At 72.5% G+C, this 17,321-nt stretch carries 18 protein-coding genes; 12 read left to right on the top strand and 6 right to left on the bottom strand.

The window, feature by feature from the left end:
- Window position 1: 1 nt before the first annotated feature.
- Both OG521_12205 and OG521_12200 read right to left on the bottom strand, forming a co-directional pair.
- Window positions 2–478, bottom strand: coding sequence for a MarR family transcriptional regulator (locus OG521_12205; GenBank protein WUW21508.1), 477 nt, complete (start codon window positions 476–478; stop codon window positions 2–4).
- 201 nt (window positions 479–679) lie between these two features.
- Window positions 680–838, bottom strand: a complete 159-nt coding sequence (locus OG521_12200) for a type II toxin-antitoxin system HicB family antitoxin (protein ID WUW21507.1) — start codon at window positions 836–838, stop codon at window positions 680–682.
- A 50-nt stretch (window positions 839–888) separates the two neighbouring features.
- Here OG521_12200 and OG521_12195 point away from each other — a divergent pair, with 50 nt between their 5' ends.
- Entirely contained in the window at window positions 889–2,112 is a 1,224-nt protein-coding gene (locus OG521_12195; GenBank protein WUW21506.1) for a transposase, read from the top strand.
- A 35-nt stretch (window positions 2,113–2,147) separates the two neighbouring features.
- Here the strand turns inward: OG521_12195 and OG521_12190 are convergent, their stop codons facing one another.
- The 3 genes from OG521_12190 to OG521_12180 are packed head-to-tail and all read right to left on the bottom strand — an operon-like array spanning window position 2,148 to window position 4,188.
- Entirely contained in the window at window positions 2,148–2,909 is a 762-nt protein-coding gene (locus OG521_12190; GenBank protein ID WUW21505.1) for an AIM24 family protein, read from the bottom strand.
- Window positions 2,906–3,556 (bottom strand): AIM24 family protein, encoded by a 651-nt coding sequence (locus OG521_12185; GenBank protein ID WUW21504.1) that lies wholly within the window; start codon window positions 3,554–3,556, stop codon window positions 2,906–2,908. The genes OG521_12190 and OG521_12185 overlap by 4 nt, the downstream gene beginning before the upstream one ends.
- Window positions 3,556–4,188: an AIM24 family protein gene (locus OG521_12180; protein WUW26654.1), complete on the bottom strand. Its 633-nt coding sequence runs from the start codon at window positions 4,186–4,188 to the stop codon at window positions 3,556–3,558. Before OG521_12180 ends, OG521_12185 begins: the two co-directional genes overlap by 1 nt.
- Window positions 4,189–4,433: 245 nt before the next feature.
- Here OG521_12180 and OG521_12175 point away from each other — a divergent pair, with 245 nt between their 5' ends.
- The 10 genes from OG521_12175 (at window position 4,434) to OG521_12130 (ending at window position 14,775) form a co-directional block, all read left to right on the top strand.
- Window positions 4,434–4,784 carry a DUF3817 domain-containing protein gene (locus OG521_12175; protein ID WUW21503.1) on the top strand — a complete coding sequence of 117 codons (351 nt, stop codon included), beginning with the start codon at window positions 4,434–4,436 and terminating at the stop codon, window positions 4,782–4,784.
- A complete protein-coding gene (locus OG521_12170) occupies window positions 4,781–5,074 on the top strand; it encodes an MTH1187 family thiamine-binding protein (GenBank protein ID WUW21502.1) in 294 nt (97 codons plus the stop codon). The genes OG521_12175 and OG521_12170 overlap by 4 nt, the downstream gene beginning before the upstream one ends.
- Window positions 5,075–5,144: 70 nt before the next feature.
- Window positions 5,145–6,002, top strand: coding sequence for an AraC family transcriptional regulator (locus OG521_12165; GenBank protein WUW21501.1), 858 nt, complete (start codon window positions 5,145–5,147; stop codon window positions 6,000–6,002).
- A gap of 151 nt (window positions 6,003–6,153) precedes the next feature.
- A complete protein-coding gene (locus OG521_12160) occupies window positions 6,154–7,242 on the top strand; it encodes an iron-siderophore ABC transporter substrate-binding protein (protein ID WUW21500.1) in 1,089 nt (362 codons plus the stop codon).
- 47 nt (window positions 7,243–7,289) lie between these two features.
- Entirely contained in the window at window positions 7,290–8,372 is a 1,083-nt protein-coding gene (locus tag OG521_12155) for an iron chelate uptake ABC transporter family permease subunit (protein WUW21499.1), read from the top strand.
- 134 nt (window positions 8,373–8,506) lie between these two features.
- Complete coding sequence (locus tag OG521_12150) at window positions 8,507–9,505, top strand: iron chelate uptake ABC transporter family permease subunit (GenBank protein WUW26653.1); 999 nt, start codon at window positions 8,507–8,509, stop codon at window positions 9,503–9,505.
- Between the two features lie 56 nt (window positions 9,506–9,561).
- Window positions 9,562–10,389, top strand: a complete 828-nt coding sequence (locus tag OG521_12145; protein WUW21498.1) for an ABC transporter ATP-binding protein — start codon at window positions 9,562–9,564, stop codon at window positions 10,387–10,389.
- Complete coding sequence (locus OG521_12140) at window positions 10,386–12,044, top strand: ABC transporter ATP-binding protein/permease (protein WUW21497.1); 1,659 nt, start codon at window positions 10,386–10,388, stop codon at window positions 12,042–12,044. The genes OG521_12145 and OG521_12140 overlap by 4 nt, the downstream gene beginning before the upstream one ends.
- The gene (locus OG521_12135; GenBank protein ID WUW21496.1) at window positions 12,041–13,885 is read left to right on the top strand and encodes an ABC transporter ATP-binding protein/permease; all 1,845 of its coding nucleotides are present in this window, start codon (window positions 12,041–12,043) and stop codon (window positions 13,883–13,885) included. The genes OG521_12140 and OG521_12135 overlap by 4 nt, the downstream gene beginning before the upstream one ends.
- Entirely contained in the window at window positions 13,882–14,775 is an 894-nt protein-coding gene (locus OG521_12130) for a siderophore-interacting protein (protein ID WUW21495.1), read from the top strand. The genes OG521_12135 and OG521_12130 overlap by 4 nt, the downstream gene beginning before the upstream one ends.
- A gap of 10 nt (window positions 14,776–14,785) precedes the next feature.
- Here OG521_12130 and OG521_12125 read toward each other — a convergent pair whose 3' ends face one another.
- A complete protein-coding gene (locus OG521_12125) occupies window positions 14,786–15,775 on the bottom strand; it encodes a winged helix-turn-helix domain-containing protein (GenBank protein ID WUW21494.1) in 990 nt (329 codons plus the stop codon).
- A gap of 73 nt (window positions 15,776–15,848) precedes the next feature.
- Between OG521_12125 and OG521_12120 the strand changes: the two genes are divergently transcribed.
- Window positions 15,849–17,318, top strand: coding sequence for an MFS transporter (locus OG521_12120; GenBank protein WUW21493.1), 1,470 nt, complete (start codon window positions 15,849–15,851; stop codon window positions 17,316–17,318).
- The last annotated feature ends 3 nt before the right edge of the window (window positions 17,319–17,321 follow it).

Raw genomic sequence — 17,321 nt, 5'->3', positions numbered from 1 at the left:
GTCAGAGCTTGCCGCGCCGTCCGCGCAGGTGGTCGGCGACCGGGGTCAGGGCCGCGTGCAGCTGCTCCAGCGCCTCCGGCGTCAGCAGGTCCATGAAGTGCTTGCGGACCGACGCCACGTGGTGGGGCGCGACCTTGCGCATCGTCTCGGCGCCGGTCTCGGTGAGGACCGCGTACAGCCCCCGGCGGTCGGACTCGCAGTTCTCGCGGCGGACCAGGCCCGCGCTCTCCATGCGGGTGATCTGGTGCGAGAGTCTGCTCTTGGACTGGAGCGTGGCGCCGGCGAGATCGCTCATGCGCATGCGCTGGTCGTCCGACTCCGAGAGATTGACGAGGATCTCGTAGTCGTTCATGGTCAGGCCGAACGGCTGGAGGTCCTTCTCCAGCTGGTGCGTCAGCAGTCTGCCGACGTCCAGGTGGGTGCGCCAGGCGCACTGCTCCGCATCGCTCAGCCAGCGGGTGGCCGTCTCGGTCTCCATATATGGATTCTACCTAAGAAGTTGAAAGCCGGACGAAGTGGGGGCGTGTGACGCCCGGCACGCGCTCGCAGGCTGGGCGCAGACGTTCGACGTCACACTCCGCAGACTACCGTTCACCGGATGCCTCCAAGGATGCCCCGGCCTTCAGGCCGGGGAGGAATCGGACTCCTGCGGAGCGTGGCAGGAAGAGCCGAATCGCCGTCAGGGTGATTCGGTGTCCGCCACGACGGCGTCGCGCTCGACCTCCAGGCGGTGGACGATCTCGGAGTTGAGGGACCGGCGGGCGGACTTGGCCTGAGCGGCTAGCCACGCGTGCAGGTCGGCGGGCAGGCGGAGCGTGATGCGCTTGTCTTCATCCATGACTTCAGAATAGTGGCTTGACGACGTCTCCCAACCGGTAGAATGACACCATGACGACACGACAGGAAGTGGGTGAGGGGTCCGGGCACGCCCGGTACACCTACCGGCTTCGCGTGTCGTCGACCGCGCTCGTCGGACTTGACGCCGAGTGGGCGCGCTGCCGGTGGATCTGGAACGAATGCGTGGCCATGTCCCGCAAGGTCCACGGCCTGAACAAAGACGTCACCGAGAAAACGGCGTGCGGTCCCGCGCAGCTCGACAAGATGCTGACCGAGGCCCGCGCCACCATGGGATGGCTGCGTGCAGGCTCCTCGGTGCCGCAGCAGCAGACCATCCGCGACTTCGGCAGGTCCCGCGCCAAAGCCCTGAAGGACATCAAGACGGGGCTGCCGATGCGTCAGCGCGCCGGGATGCCCCGCATCAAGCGCAAGCGCGACGCGCTGCCCTCGATGAACTACACCCGGCGCGGCTTCCGCCTCAAGGACGGACGCCTGCACCTCGCGGGCGGCATCGCCCTGACCGTGGTGTGGTCTCGTGACCTGCCCGCCGACCCCACGTCGGTCCGGGTGTACCGGGACAGCCTCGGCCACTGGTACGCCTCGTTCGTCGTGGAGACAGCCGCAGAGCCGCTGCCGGAGACGGGCCGGGCGATCGGTATCGACTGGGGCGTCAAGGAGACCGCGACCACCACCTCGGACGCGCACGACCTCCCCCACCCCCAGCACGGCAAGAGCGCCGCCGTGAAGCTGGCCCGGCACCAGAAGCAGATGGCCAGACGGAAGCCCGGACGTGGGAAGACCGCGTCGAAGGGCTACCGGACCGCGTCCCACGCGGCGGCCAAGGTCCACAAAAAGGTTGCCCGTCAGCGCCAGGACACCGGCCGCAAGTGGGCCAAGACGGTCGTGCGCGACTTCGACCAGCTCGCCGTCGAGGACTTCAAGCCGAAATTCCTTGCGAAGTCGACGATGGCCCGCAAGGCCGCCGACGCGGCGATCGGCGCGACCAGGACCGCGCTGATCGAGTTGGCCCGCAAGCACGGCCGCCTCGTGCACCTGGTGCACCCGGCCCACACCACGATGGACTGCGCACAGTGCGGTGCGAGAACCAAGCACGCACTTCCCCTCTCTGAACGAACGTACGCGTGCACCGCGTGCGGAGCCGTGTCCCCCCGGGACAAGAACTCCGCCCATGTGATGCTCGTCCGGGCAGGTCTCAACCCGGCTGGTGCTGACGGCGGAAGCCCTCCGGGAGCGCTGCTCCTGGAGGCGGCCTGAGCCAGGAATCCCCCTGCTTCAGCTGGAGGAGGATGTCAAAACCCGAAGCGACGCTGGAGGTCCCCCAGCTGGCCGGGCATGCGGGGTGCGGACCCAGGTTGACCACCGCCGGGGACGCCCGCCTGCTGCGGCACGGCCCCCGTCGGCTGTTCGGCCATCAGTACCTCGGTCGACTGGAGCAGCACCGTGCCCGCGCCGACGAACTCGAACTGGTGCTCCTCGCCGGACGCGCCCCCGATCCCGGTGAACGCCCGCAGCCCGCCCATCACGCCCGTCATGTAGCCGTGGTCGTAGTGGTGGCACGGCGAGGGGCAGTCCGCCCAGCCGACCAGTGCCTGCGGGTCGACGCGCAGCGGCGGCTCCATGAAGACCACCGGCCCGTTGGACGCGGCGACGAACTTCCCGGTGCCGATCAGCGTCAGGAACCCCGGCACGATCGACTGCTTCAGCGCCAGCGTCGGCTGGTAGGCCAGCAGGTTGCCGGAGCGGATCGTCAGATTGCCGTTGTCCAGGTCGTAGGAGTTCACATCGAAGGCCCGGTCGGCGAGCAGCATCTTGCCGCTGCCCTCGGCCACCACCCAGTCGCTCGCGTGCAGCGGCGAGTGGAAGCTCGTACGGATCAGCCGCTCGAAGCGGCCGTGGCCGATCCCGTTGAACTCGATCCGCCCGTAGTAGGCGATCATCTTGCCCTTCTGCAGGAACCACTGGCTCCCCTTGAGCTCCACGCAGAAGGTGTACGCGTTGACGTTGTCGTCCGACGGCAGCGTCATGGGGTCGAAGACCACGGGCGTGCTCACAGCTTCTCCTCCGACGCCTGGACGTACACCGCACCACTGCCGCTGAGCTCCAGCTGGAACGCCTCGCCGGAACCCCGTCCCACCATGTCGCGCCAGCCCAGCGCGGTGGAGAGCTTGTTGCGCACCTCGCCGTGGTGCGCGACGTACGCCTGCGGGTCCACATGTACGTCGCGACCTGGCGTGATCGGCAGTTCGATCACCCCGCCGTGCGCCATCACCGCCACCGCGCCATGGCCCTTGAGGGTCGTGGTGAACAGGCCCTGCCCGGTCACCTGGCCGCGCACCATGCCCATCACGCCGCCCTGCGAGCCCATGAACATCGTGCCCTGCTGGAGCGTCCCGTCGAAGGCGAGCAGCCGGTCGGCCTCCACATAGAGGGTGTCCCCGGTCAGGGTGATCACCTGGATGTGATGGCCGCCGTGGCCGAACATCACCGTGCCGCTGCCCTCGACCGTCATCAGCGGGGTCGCCTCGTTCGCCATGCGGCGGCCGATCATCGACATCACCCCGCCCTGGCCGCCCTGGATGTTCGGCGTGAACGACACCTCGCCGCGGTAGGCCAGCATCGCCCCGCGCTGGCTGTACATCTTCTGGCCGGGGATCACCGTCGCCTCGACCATCTTCGAGTTGATCTCGCGGAACGGCATCAGACATCGCCCCCGATCGTGTTCCGCTCGCTGGGTTGGACGTAGACGAGTCCCTCGCCCTCGAACCGGATCTGGAAGGACTCGCCCGATCCCTCGCCCATCAGCGTCCGGAAGTTCACCCCGGACTGGAAGTGCTGCTGGAGGTTGCCCTGGTGGGCGATGTACGCGCCCGGGTCGACGAAGAGCGGGTACTGGGCGGAGACCCGCAGGACCACGGCCGAACCGTCCGACATGATCGCCGCCTGGCCCGTCCCCTCGACCGTGGTGGTGAACAGGCCGTTGCCCGTCGCGCCGCCGCGCAGCCCGGTGAACGTGGTGCCGGTGCGCAGCCCGGCGTCGGTGCAGAGCAGGTTGCTCGCCTCGACGAACAGCTTCTCGCCGCGCAGGGAGACCAGGTTGATCTCGCTCGCGCGGTCGGCGAAGAAGCAGGTGCCCTGCCCGGTCACCTCCATCACGGTCATCTGCTCACCGGTCAGCCGGCGGGTCACCATGCCGCGCAGACCCTCACCGCCGCCGGTCATCTTCTTGAACGTCATCCGGCCGTCGTAGGCGACCATCGAGCCGTTCTTCGCCTTGACGGCATCGCCGGTCAGGTCGACGGCGAGCGTCTTGCTGCCTTGGAGTCGGAACATTGCCACCCGGCGACGGTAGCGGCAGGGACCGCCGGCGGGACAGGGTCCGCGGCACGATCGGGCCCCTGAACCGCCCCTGATACGCATCCGGTACCGGACCCGGACGCAATCGGGACGTATCTCTTGCGGAGCGAGCGGCGCGGGCCCGCCCCCGCCGCCGGGCGCCGCGGGCGGCGATGCCACAATGGGTGGCGCTTGTGCCTGCGTTCACAAGCCGTCACCGTCCTCCCACCGAAGGTGCCCCCGTGGACATCAAGACCGCTACCGCCCTGCACCGGCTGCGCCTCATCTCGATTCCCGAGGCGCTCTCCTTCCCCGCGCTGATCCTCTTCGGCTCGGTGCTGAGCCGGGTCTCCGACATCGACTTCCTGATGATGCCGCTCGGCATGCTGCACGGCGTGCTCTTCGTGATCTACGTCGTCCTGCTGCTGGACGTCTGGAACAAGACCAAGTGGCCGCTCAAGCGGGTCGCGTTCTTCTTCCTGCTCTGCGTGCTGCCGTTCGGCGGTCTGTACGGCGACAAGGTGCTCAAGCGCTACGAGGCCGACGGCGTCATCGCCGCCCGGGCCCGCCGGGAAGGCACGGTCAGCGCATGATCGTCGCCTTCTCCGTCAGTCCGCTGGGTGTCGGCGAGGACGTCGGCGAGTACGTCGCCGACGCCGTCCGGGTCGTCCGCGAGTCCGGGCTGCCCAACCGCACCGACGCCATGTTCACCTCCATCGAGGGGGAGTGGGACGAGGTCATGGACGTCGTCAAGCGCGCCGTTCAGGCCGTCGAGGCGCGCGCCGGCCGGGTCTCCCTCGTGCTCAAGGCCGACATCCGTCCGGGTGTCACCGACGGTCTGACCTCCAAGGTCGAGACGGTCGAACGCTACCTCGCGGACTGACGCCGCGTCCCGCCCGTCCTCGCGCTCCGGCGGACCGCCGGGCGAGGGCGGGTTAGGGTAACCTAAGTTCATGCTGGCTACAGTCCCGGTCCGCGAGCGCGGCGAAACGCGTCCGGCGGTCGCGCTCCGATGGGCCGAGCCGTCGGCGGGCGGCGCCGAGGTGACCGCCCCCTATCTGCTCGCCACCGCCGTCTTCGACGGATCCCCGCCGGCCGTGCCCGTCGTCCCCGGCGTGCACACCCACTCCGACGGGCTCCTGGTCTGGCCGCACCACGGCTCGCTGACGCTGCACACCCGCGACACCGTGCGCCGGCTCGTGCCCGGCCAGGGGATCTGGCTGCCGCCCGGCACCCCGCACGACTCCTGGTCCGATCCGGGCAGCGTGAGCTGCTACACGTACGTGACCAGCGCGGCGATCCCGCCGCACTGGACCGCCCAGCGCCCGCTGAGGGTGCGGCGCGCCCTCCAGGAGATGCTGCTCCACCTCGACGCCACCCCGATGCCCGACGATCTCCGGCTGCGGACCCAGCGCGTCGTCATCGAGCTTCTGGAGGAGGACCCGTGTCCCGCCATCGACGTCCCCGTCCCGGCGGACGCGCGGATCCGCGCCCTGGCCGACGACGTCATGCGTGACCCGGAGAGCGAACTCTCGCTGGAGGCCTGGGCGGCGCGGCACGCGCTGAGCGTACGCACCGTCAACCGGGCGTTCGGCCGCGATGTCGGCATGTCCTTCGCGCGGTGGCGTTCGCTGGTCCGGATGTCCGAGGCGACGACGCTGCTGGCGCAGGGCCGCCCCGTCAACCTGGTCGCGCACCGCTGCGGCTACTCCACGACGAGCGCGTTCTCGGCCGCCTTCCGCCGGGTGACCGGCGTCAGTCCGACCGGGTATCTGCGCGAGCAGACGGTGCCGGCGCAGTCCGGCCACTGAGCACGTCCCCGGGGCAGGGTCCCGTCAATCCTGTACGTGGCCGAATCTCGACACATCATGGCCGGTCCGCGTCCCCTCCGGGCGGCCCGGTTCTTTAGTTTTCAGTTAGGTGAGGGTTACCTAACCGAACGCTGAAGAACCGAGGAGAAGCATGTCCCCTTCCATCCCGGCAGGACGCAGACCGGGCGCCGTGGCGCGCCTCGTGACGCTGACGATCGCCGCCGTCGTGGTGCTGGCGGGCTGCGGCAGCGGCGGGTCCGAACCGGACACGGCCAAGGTGCGGGCCGGTGCCGCCTCGGCCGCCTTCCCGGTGAGCATCAAGCACGGCCACGGGACCACGACGATCAAGGCGAAGCCGAAGCGCGTCGTCGCGGTCAGCTGGATGTCGCTCGACGTGGTCGCGGCACTGGGCACCGTCCCCGTCGGCGTCGACGAGCAGTGGGGCGGCGACAAGCAGGGCTACACCCCCTGGTTCCGCAGCACGGTCGAGAAGCTCGGCGGGCCGCTGCCCGAGACGCTGAACTACGGCGACGCGGGCGAGATCGACTTCGAGCAGATCCTCTCGCTGAAGCCGGACCTCATCGTCGGCCTGTACTCCGGCATCTCCGACGTCGACTACAAGCGCCTCTCCGAGATCGCCCCCACCGTCCCGTACCTGAACAAGCCCTGGGACGGCGGGACCTGGCAGGAGATGACCCGCACCATCGGCAAGGCCATGGGCGAGACGAAGAAGGCCGAGGGCCTCGTCACCGACGTCCAGGGCCGGCTGACCGCGGTGACCCGGGAGCACCCCGAGTTCAAGGGCAGGACGTTCACGTACGGACTCGCCCTCACCCCCGGCTCGACGGAGCTCGGTCTCTACCTCAACTACGACGCCCGCGTCCGGCTGCTGACCGAGATGGGCTTCGAGAACACCCCGTCGATGAAGGCCATCGCGTCCACCGCGAAGGGCACCAACTGGTACGGCGGAGTCAGCCTGGAGAAGCTCGACACGATCGAGGCCGACGTCTTCGTCGGCTGGGCCAACGGCGCCGACGAGGTCCCGTACACGCTCAAGGACCCGCTGTTCTCGCGCTGGAAGCCGATCGCCGCGAAGAACTACGCGTTCGTGCAGGACCCGACCCTGGGCATGGCCACCAGCGGCCCGTCCGTGCTCTCCATCCCCTGGGCCCTGGAGCGCTACGTCCCGATGCTCGCCGACGCCGTCGCGGGCAAGGGCAGCACCGGCGCGGACTCCTGACCGCCGTCCGCCGCCTCCCCGGGTGACGCCCACTTCCAAGGACAACCATGACGACCGCCCCACCCACGGGTGACCCCACCACCGGTACGGCGCACGATGCGCCGGGCCCGCGCCGCGGCGCGGGCCCGGCACCGCGCACCCGGACCCGCCTGCTGATCCTGCTGACCGCGCTCGTGCTGCTGCTCGCCGTCGCCGTCCTCAGCGTGATGGTCGGCGCCCGGTCCATCGCCCCCGGCACCGTGTGGGACGCGCTGTTCCACTTCGACGACTCCGACGAACACGTGATGGTGCGCGAACTGCGCGTGCCGCGCACGGTGATCGGGCTGGTCGTCGGCGCGGCCCTCGGCCTCAGCGGCGCACTGATCCAGGCGTTCACCCGTAACCCCCTGGCCGATCCGGGCATCCTCGGGGTGAACGCGGGCGCGAGCCTCGCGGTGACCTTCGCCGTCGCCGTGCTTGGGTACACCGGCGCCGGCCAGTTCATCTGGTTCGCGCTGGCGGGGGCCTTCGGGCTGACCGTGCTCGTCTACACGCTCGGCTCGATCGGCGCCGACCGGGGCAGCCCGGTCAAACTCACCCTCGCGGGCGTCGCGTTCACCGCCGTGTGCGGCGGCTTCACCTCCGCCACGGCGCTCAAGAACACGACCACCTTCGACGTGATGCGGTTCTGGGGTGTCGGCTCCATCGGCGGCCGGTCCCTCGACATCCTCCCCATCGCCCTGCCGCTGATCGGCGCCGGGCTCGTCCTCGGACTGTGCAGCGCCGGCTCGCTCAACGCGCTGGCGCTCGGCGACGACCTCGCCCGGTCCCTGGGCACCCGGCTCGCGCTGACCCGGGTGGTCCTGGTCATCGCCGTCACCCTGCTCGCCGGGACCTCCGTCGCCGTCGCCGGCCCGATCTCGTTCGTCGGGCTGATGGTGCCCCACGTCGTGCGCTGGTTCACCGGACCCGACCAGCGGTGGATCCTGCCCGTCACGATCGTCGCCGCGCCCGCCTTCCTGCTGGCCGCCGACATCATCGGGCGCGTGGTCCTGCCCTCCGGCGAGATGCGGGTCGGCCTCGTCACCGCGCTCGTCGGCGCCCCCGTCCTCGTCGCCCTCGTCCGGCGCCGGAAGGTGAGCACCCTGTGACCACCGGAACAACGAACCCGCCCGCGACCGACGGGACCACCGCCCCGGCCGCGGCCACCGGAACGACGGACGAGCCGGCCGCACCGGACCGGGTCGACTTCGGCCGGCGGGTCTGGACCTGGCGGCGGACCGGCCTGGCCCTGCGGGTCGAGCGGCGCTCCGTCCTCGTCTGCGCCGCCCTGGCCGTCACCGTGGCCGCCCTCGGCGTCCTCACCCTCGCCACGGGATCCATCCGGCTCACCCCGGTCCAGGTGTTGTCCGCCCTGTTCGACCCGGACGCCGACCCCCGGGACCGGCTGGTGGTCGTGGACTGGCGGCTGCCCCGGTTGCTGTTCGCGATCGTCTGCGGCGCGGCACTCGCCATCAGCGGCGCGCTCTTCCAGTCGCTCACCAAGAACCCGCTGGGCTCGCCCGACGTGATCGGCTTCGCCTCCGGTTCGTACGCCGGCGCGAGCGTGGTGCTGCTGCTGCTGGGCACCGCCGACTACCTGGCCGTCGCCTCGGGTTCGCTGATCGGCGGGGCGCTCACCGCACTACTGGTGTATCTGCTGGCCTACCGGGGCGGGCTGGCCCCCTTCCGGCTCATCATCGTCGGGATCGCCGTCGGCGCGTTCCTCTCGTCCCTCACCTCGATGCTCCTCCTGTCCGTCAACCCGCAGCAGGCCATGCTGGCGGCGACCTGGGGAGCGGGGTCCCTCAGCGGCCTCGGCTTCGAGCAACTGCGGGTGACGGCGGGCGTCTTCGTCGTCCTGCTGATCTGTTCGGCGGCGGTGGCGCGGCCCCTGGTCCACCTGGAACTGGGCGACGACGCGGCCGTGGCCCTCGGCGTCAGGGCGCAGCGCGCCCGGCTCGCGGCCACGCTCGTCGGAGTGGCGCTCACCGCGCTCGTGACCGCCGCCGTCGGCCCGATCTCGTTCATCGCGCTCGCGGCCCCGCAGATCGCCCAGCGGCTGACCCGCGGCTCCACCACGGTGCGGATCGTCCCGGCGGCGCTGACCGGCGCCGCGGTCCTGGCCGGCGCCGACTTCATCGCCCAGCGCGTCGACCTGCCGGTGGGCGTCGTCACGGTGTGCGTCGGCGGCGCCTATCTGGCCTGGCTGCTCGCCCGCCAGTACGCGGGACGGCGCGGATGACCGCAGCCGCCCCACCGTCCCGCCGCCCCGAGCCCGCCCATCCGCGAGGAGTACCCGTGACCATCACGACACAGCGCACCGGGACCCCGGTCCCGGCCCGTCTGGAGGTGCTCGACGCGTCCCTCGGCTACGGCCGGCGGCCCGTGTCGGAGCATCTGGACATCGCGATCCCGGACCGTTCGTTCACCGTGATCATCGGCCCCAACGCCTGCGGCAAGTCGACCCTGTTGCGTGCCGTGTCCCGGCTGCTGAAGCCCACCGCGGGAAAGGTCGTCCTCGACGGCCGGTCCATCGCGGAGTACGGCTCCAGGGAAGTGGCGCGCACCCTCGGGCTGCTCCCGCAGACCTCGCTCGCGCCCGACGGGATCACCGTCGCCGACCTCGTCTCCCGCGGACGCCACCCGCACCAGAAGCTGATGCGCCAGTGGACCCGGCAGGACGAGCAGGCCGTACGGGACGCCATGGCGGCCACCTCCGTCACGGAGCTGTCCGGCAGGCCGGTCGACGAACTCTCCGGAGGCCAGCGCCAACGCGTCTGGGTGGCGATGGTCCTCGCCCAGCAGACCCCGGTCCTGCTGCTGGACGAACCGACCACGTTCCTCGACATCGCCCACCAGATCGACCTGCTGGAGCTGTTCACCGATCTGCACCGCGCCGGGCACACCCTCGTCGCCGTCCTCCACGACCTGAACCACGCGGCCCGCTACGCGAGCCATCTCATCGCCATGCGCGACGGCCGGGTCGTCGCCGAGGGCACCCCGCGGGAGGTCGTGACCGCCGCCCTGGTGGAGGACGTGTTCGACCTGCCCTGCCAGGTCGTCCCCGACCCGGTCACCGGCACCCCCATGGTCATCCCGCTGGGCCGGCAGCGGGACACCCGGTGAGGGCGACCCGGGAGACCCGTCCCGCAGGGCTCGGGCCGAACTCCGTCACGGCGCTGTTCCGGGTGGCGCTCCTGCGCGACGGGCGCGGCCGCCGGCTCACCCTCGTCACCCTCGCGTTCATGGTCCACCAGCTGTGCGAGGCACTGGTCCCGGTGCTCATCGGCGTCGTCATCGACCGGGCCCTGGTGCCGTCGGACCGCGCCGCGCTGCTGGGGTGGCTCGGCGTGCTCGGCGTGGTCTTCGTCGTCCTGTCCCTGTCGTACCAGCGGGCGTCCACCGCCATGGTGGACGTCTACGGATACGGCGAACACGCGCTGCGGCAACGGGTGATGACCCGGTTGCTCGACCCGCGCTCGCTGCGCCGCCGGCCGGGGCCGGGCGAGGCGCTCTCCCTGGTCTCGTCCGACACCTACCGGGTCGCCGGGGTCTCCTGGAGCGTCGCCCAGCAGGCCGCGACCGTCACCGCGATCCTCACGGCGTCGACGGCGCTACTCGTGATCTCCGTACCCCTGGGCCTCGGCGTCATCGCCGGCACGGTCCTGGTGCTCGTCGTGATGCGCAGGGTCTCGATGCCGCTGGAGGCACGGGGCATGACCGAACAGGGCGCGGCGGCCCGGGCCGGCGAGGTGGCGACCGACATGATCACCGGACTCCGGGTGGTCATCGGCATGAACGCCCGTGCGGAGGCCGCCCGCCGCTACCGCGTCGCGAGCGGCGCGTCGCGGCGCGGCGCCGTGGCCGCCTCCCGCTCGGTCCTGGCCTACGGGAGCCTCAGCCTGCTCCTGTCGGGGGTGTTCCTCGCCGCGCTTGCGACGGCTTCGGGGTATCTCGCCCTCGACGGCAGCATCACCGTCGGCCAGTTGGTCACCGTCCTCGGACTCGCCCAGTTCCTCCAGGGCTCACTGGCCCATGTCGGCACGTTCGCCTCCAACTGGATCCACAAGCGGGCCTCCGCCCGGCGGCTGGGCGACCTGCTGGACGAACCCCCGCTGATCCCGCCCGTCGCGGCCCTCACGGAGACCGCCGCCACCGCCGTGCCCGCGCTGCGCTGGCACCCGCCCGAGCACGGCACACCCCTCGACCTGCGGCCCGGCGAACTCCTCGGCGTCGTCCCCCGTCACCCCGGGCACGCCAGGGAACTCAGCGACCGGCTCGGCTACCGCGTCCCGCTCGGCCGCGGTGAACTCCTGCTGGACGGCGTCGACGCCGTCGACCTCGGCCCGGATCCGGTGCGCGCCCGGATCACGGCCCCGCCCCACCACGGCGCGGTGTTCTCCGGGACCCTGCGCGCAAACCTCACCCCGGCGGGCGAAGAGAGCGACCCGGCGGTGCTCGGGGCCGCCATGCTCGACGACGTACTCGAACGGATCGGGGGCGACCGGGCCGAGGTCGGCGAGCACGGCCGCAGGCTCTCCGGCGGCCAGCGCCAGCGCCTGCTGCTCGCCCGCGCGCTGCACAGCGGCGCCGACCTCGTCGTCCTCGACGAACCCACCACCGCGGTCGACCCGGTGACCGAACAGCGCATCGCCGCAGGGCTGCGCGGCCTGCCCGCCACGACACTCCTGATCACCAGCAGCCACATCCTGCTCTCCGCCTGCGACCGGGTCGTCGACCTCGGCGGCGCCGCACCCGAACCGAACGGAACCGCCAGGTGACCCCCGCGCACGGCACCCTGCCCATCGCCGGCCCCCGCCGCACCCGGCGGGAACTCGTCCGCCGGCTCGGCGCGCACCGCGGCCGGCTCGCCCTCGCCCTGCTCACCCTGCTCGGCGGCTCGGCCGTCACCCTCGCCACGCCCCCGCTCCTCGGCGGCCTCGTGGACACCGTCGCGGACGACGGCGGCCGGGGCCGCGTCACCGTGCTCGGCGTCGCGCTCGTGCTCGTCGCCGCCGCCGGGGCGGCGCTCGCGTACGCCGGCGGCCGGATGCTCGTCGTCCTCGTCCAGGGCGTGCTCGCCGCCCTGCGCGAGGACGTGTTCGAGACCGCGGTCCACCTTCCGGCGCGCACGCTGGAGTCCTCGGACAGTTCCGACGTCGTCTCCCGCGTGACCCGCGATGTCGAGGCGGTCTCCGAAGCGGCCTCCGAGGTCCTTCCCGACATCACCGCCGCGACCTTCACCATCGGCCTGAGCCTGGTGGGCCTCGCGGTCCTCGACGTACGGCTGGCCCTGGCCGGCCTCGTCTGCCTGCCCGTCCACATCCTCGCCACCCGGAGCTTCCTCGCCCGCTCGCACCCGGTCTACGCGGACATCCGCCGGCTGGAGTCCGCCCGCGGCCAGTCCGTCATCGAGGCGGTGCACGGGGCCGAGACGATCCGCACGTACCGGACCCAGGACCGGCACCTCGCCGCACTGGCCGCACACAGCGAACAGGCCATCGCCCGCCAGCGCGACGGTGTCCGGCTGCGCAACCGGTTCACGGGGCTGCTCAACGCCGCGGAGTTCCTCGGACTCGCCGCCGTGCTCGGCACGGGCTTCGTGCTCCTCCGCTCCGGGGCCGTCTCGGTCGGCGCCGCCACGGCCGCCGCGCTGTACTTCCACCGCCTCTTCGGCCCGGTCGGGGCGCTCCTGGGAAGCCTGGACGACATCCAGCGGGCGACTGCCGGACTGTCCCGGCTCGTCGGCGTCACCGACCTGGGCCGGGACACCGGCACCGCGGCCGGCGGCCGGACCGGGGGAGCGGACCGGCCGCCGCGCAGCCCGGGCATCGACGTGAAGGGCGTCTCGTTCTCGTACGACGGCACCCGTCACGCCCTGCGCGACGTCTCCCTCCACGTGCCCCCGGGGACGAGCCTCGCGCTCGTCGGCGCCAGCGGATCCGGGAAGAGCACCCTGGCCCATCTGATCGCGGGCCTGGCCGTACCCGACCGCGGGGAGATCGACACCGGCGGACCGCGGGACGGCCGGACCCCGTCCCGTTATCTGGTCACCCAGGAGACCCATCTGTTCGGCGGCACCCTGGCGGACAACCTCCGGATCGCCCGGCCCGCCGCCACCGACGACGAACTCCGCCTCGCCCTGCACGAGACCGGGGCCGGCTGGGCGCTGGAGGCGGAGCCGGGGCTCGGCACCGTCCTCGGCGCCAGCGGCGTCGCCCTCGACGACGGGGCGCTCCAGCACCTCGCGCTGGCCCGCGCGCTCCTCGCCGACCCGGACATCGTCGTCCTGGACGAGGCCACCGCCCAGTCGGGCCCGCAGACCCGCACCCAGCTGCGGACGGCACTCGCACGCGTCACACGGGACCGCACCAGCGTGATCGTGGCGCACCGCCTGGAGCAGGCGCGCGACGCGGACCGCATCCTGCTGCTCCGCCGCGGCGAGGTCGCCGAGCAGGGCACGCACGACGAACTGCTCGCCGCCGCCGGTGAGTACGCCGCGCTCTGGCAGGCGTACACCGGCAACCGCGCCGCCACCGTGCCCCGTCCCGGCCCGGTTCCGGGCCCGGCCACGCACCCGATCCCGACCCCGACCCCGCACCTGAAGGAGCAGCACTCATGACCATTCACCGCGCCGTGGTGGCCCGCGTCCGGCCGCTCACCACGACCATGGTCCGCATCACGTTCCACGGCGAGGGCCTCGCCGCGTTCACCTCCACCGGCGTCGGCGACGAGTACGTCCGGCTGTTCCTCCCGCACGGCCCCGACCGCACCGACGTCTCCCTGCCCGACGCGACGGAGAACGGCGGCTGGCAGACCCCCGAAGGGCGGCCCGAGGCCCCGGTGCGCACCTACACCGTCCGTGCGGCCCGCCCGGAGACCGGCGAGATCGACATCGACTTCGTGCTGCACGGCCACGGGACGGCGTCCACCTGGGCCGCCGCCGCCCGCCCCGGGGACGTGATCGGCCTCAACTCCCCGACCGGCCTCTACAGTCCGCCCGACGACCTCTCCTGGCAGGTCCTCGTCTCCGACCTGAGCGGTCTGCCCGCCGTCGGGCGCCTCGTCGAGAACAGCCGGGGCCACATCACGACCCGGGCGGTCCTGGAGGTCCCCGACGCGTCCTGCGTGCAGCCGCTCCCGGACCGGCCAGGTGTCCGGGCGACCTGGACCTACGGCGGCAACGGCCACGGCCCCAGCCGGCTGGCCGAACTGGTCGCCGCCGCGGTCCCGCCCGGCACGGACCTGACCGGCGGCTACGTGTGGGTCGCCGGCCAGACGGACGCGCTGCGTGCCGTACGCCGCTATCTGCGCAGGGAACTCGGGCTGCCGGCGGGGCGCTTCAAGGTCGTCGGCTACTGGATGCCGGACGGCGACTCGTGGAGCCGGCGCTACGAGGCACTGCCCGCCGCCGTCCGGGCCGAGCTGGACGGCATGTGGGACCAGCCGGCCGACGAGCCCGAGGACCTCGCCATCCGCTACGAGGACCGCCTCAGCACGCTGGGCCTGTGACCTGCCGTGGCTACGGGTGCTGCGGCACGGCCAGCGCGATGCCGAGCGGCGTCCGTTCGTACAGCACCTGGTGGCCGTAGCGGCGCGACGTCAGCAGCCCGGACGCCCGCAGCACCGACAGGTGCTCCGACACGGAGGACGGGGCGAGGCCGAGGCGGTGGGCGAGCGCCGTGGTGCCCGCCGGCTCGTCCAGCGCGCACAGGACGTCGGCGCGCGCCCGCCCCAGCAGCCGGGCGAGCGTGTCCGGGGTGCTGTCGGCGGGCTCCGTCCACAGTCCGCCGATGCCGCGCGCCGGGTAGATCACCGCGGGCAGCCAGGGCGGCTCGAAGCCGCCGACCACGTTCGGCCAGGCGAAGACGGACGGCATCAGCACCAGCCCCTGCCCGCCGAGCACCCGGGTGTGCCGGCCCGACGTGCGGGCGATGGTGAGCGTCGAGTCCGCCCAGCTCAGCTGCGGACTCAGCTCACCCAGCAGCCGTTCGAAGCCGACCGCCGCCAGCCGCCGCGAGTGGTAGGCCACATCGGCCTCCAGCAGGGCGCGCAGCCGGGGCCAGTGCGGCTCGATCAGCGCCCGCCAGGCCCGCTCCAGCAGATCGGCCAGCTCCCGCACGGTCCGCGCGGGATCGGCCAGCAGCGCACGCCCGGCGGGGGAGTCCAGCGCGCCCGGCCGGCCGGCGAGCGCCAGCACCATGTCCTCCCGCGCCAGCGCCGGATCGACGGCCCGCACCCCCGCGATCTCCTCCTCGAAGGTGGTGAGGGGCCCCTGCGGCGGCGGGCAGAAGAAGTCCGGGCTGTGACCGCGCTCGTTCATCAGCAGCCACAGCGGGCCGAGATCGAGCCCGCCGGCCGCGTCCCTGATCCTGCGCAGCCAGGGCAGGTGGTAGCCCTGCCGCTCCGGCGATGCCAGCACCCGCACGGCGGCCTGGGTCTCCCCGAGCGGGGAGAGCGCGAACCGGCAGCGCAGCAGATCGCTCTCGTCGAAATGCAGATGGAAGGGCATACGGGCCTCGGCGAAGATTCGGATGAGACCGAAAGTCTACGGAACGGGTGCCCGTCTCCCGCAGGCTGCGTCCATGCCGAGAGACACCGAGCCCGTGACGGGCGGCCCCGAAGCGACGGACACCCCAGGCGGCCGGCGGACCCCGCCGCCCGCCCCGCGCGCCACGGCTCCCGCCCCCGCCGGACCGGCCGCTCTCCCGGCCCCGCACCCGGAGCGCACAGGTCCCCCCGACCCGAGCGGACCGCCCGCGCTCCGGGCGCCGGCCGAGGACGCACCCGCATCCCGCGGCTACCGTGCCGTCTTCGCCGTACGCGAGTTCCGGGCCGTCTTCGCCGCGCATCTGCTCTCGCTGCTCGGCGTGGTCGTCAGCGAACTCGCCCTCACCGTCCTCGTGTACGACCTCACCGCCTCGCCCCTGCTCAGCGCCCTCACCTTCGCGCTCGGGATGCTGCCCTACCTCGTCGGCGGCACGCTCTTCGCCGGGATCGCCGACCGCTACCCGGCCCGCCGGGTCCTGGTCACCTGCGATCTGATCTGCGCCGGCTGCGTCGCCGTGATGGTGCTGCCGGGCACCCCGGTCGCCGGACTCCTCGTGCTGCGCTGCCTCGTCGCCGCCGTCTCGCCCGTCTTCACCGGGACCAGGATGGCCGCGCTCACCGACATCCTGGGCGAGGGCGACCTGTTCGTCCTCGGCCGCTCGCTGCTGCGGATCATCTCCCAGAGCGCCCTGCTCGCCGGCTTCGGCGTGGGCGGGCTGCTGCTCGCCGTGGTCACCCCGCGCGGCGCGATCACGATCACCGTCGTCACCTTCCTCTGCTCGGCCGCCCTGCTCCGCCTCGGCACCCGCGCCCGGCCCGCCCGCACCGCCGGGAAGGGCGGCGGCACCCTGCTGGGGGAGTCGCTCTCCGGCGCCCGGCTGGTGCTCGGCGACCGCCGGGTCCGGGCGCTGATGCTGCTCTTCTGGCTGCCCCCGATGTTCGTCGTGGCACCGGAGGCGCTGGCCGCCCCGTACGCCGACGAGATCGGGGTGGGCAGCGCCGCGCTCGGGCTGCTGATGTGCGCGATGCCGGTCGGCTCCATCGCCGCCGAGCTGTACGTGGGCGCCGCGCTCGGACCCCGTACCCGCTCCCGGATCGTCCTGCCGCTCGCCGCCGCCGGGCTGCTGCCCCTCGTGCTCTACGGCTTCCGGCCGGGCGTCGCCCTCGCGGCCGTCGCGCTGGCGCTGGCCGGTGCGGGATCGGCGTACGTGATCGGGCTCGACCAGTGGTTCGTCGGGGCCGTTCCCGACGAGCTGCGCGGCCGGGCCATGACCCTGCTCACGGCCGGACTGATGACGATCCAGGGCGTCGGCATGGCCCTGGCCGGTCTGGCCGCCGAGTTCTTCCCCGTGCACGGGGTGGTCGCCGGAGCCGGGGTCCTGGGCACCCTGTGCCTGCTGCTGCTCGTCGCCGAGGTCCGCCGGACGGCGCCCGCGTCCGCACCCGCGATCCGGATCCGGACCGAAGTTCGAGACGGTGAGGACCGGCAAGTTCCCCATGGGTAAGGT

This window comes from Streptomyces sp. NBC_01463 (assembly GCA_036227345.1).
Taxonomy (GTDB): Bacteria; Actinomycetota; Actinomycetes; order Streptomycetales; family Streptomycetaceae; genus Streptomyces.
Note: the sequence above shows the minus strand (reverse complement) of the source record. Positions and strands in the feature narration are given on the sequence as shown.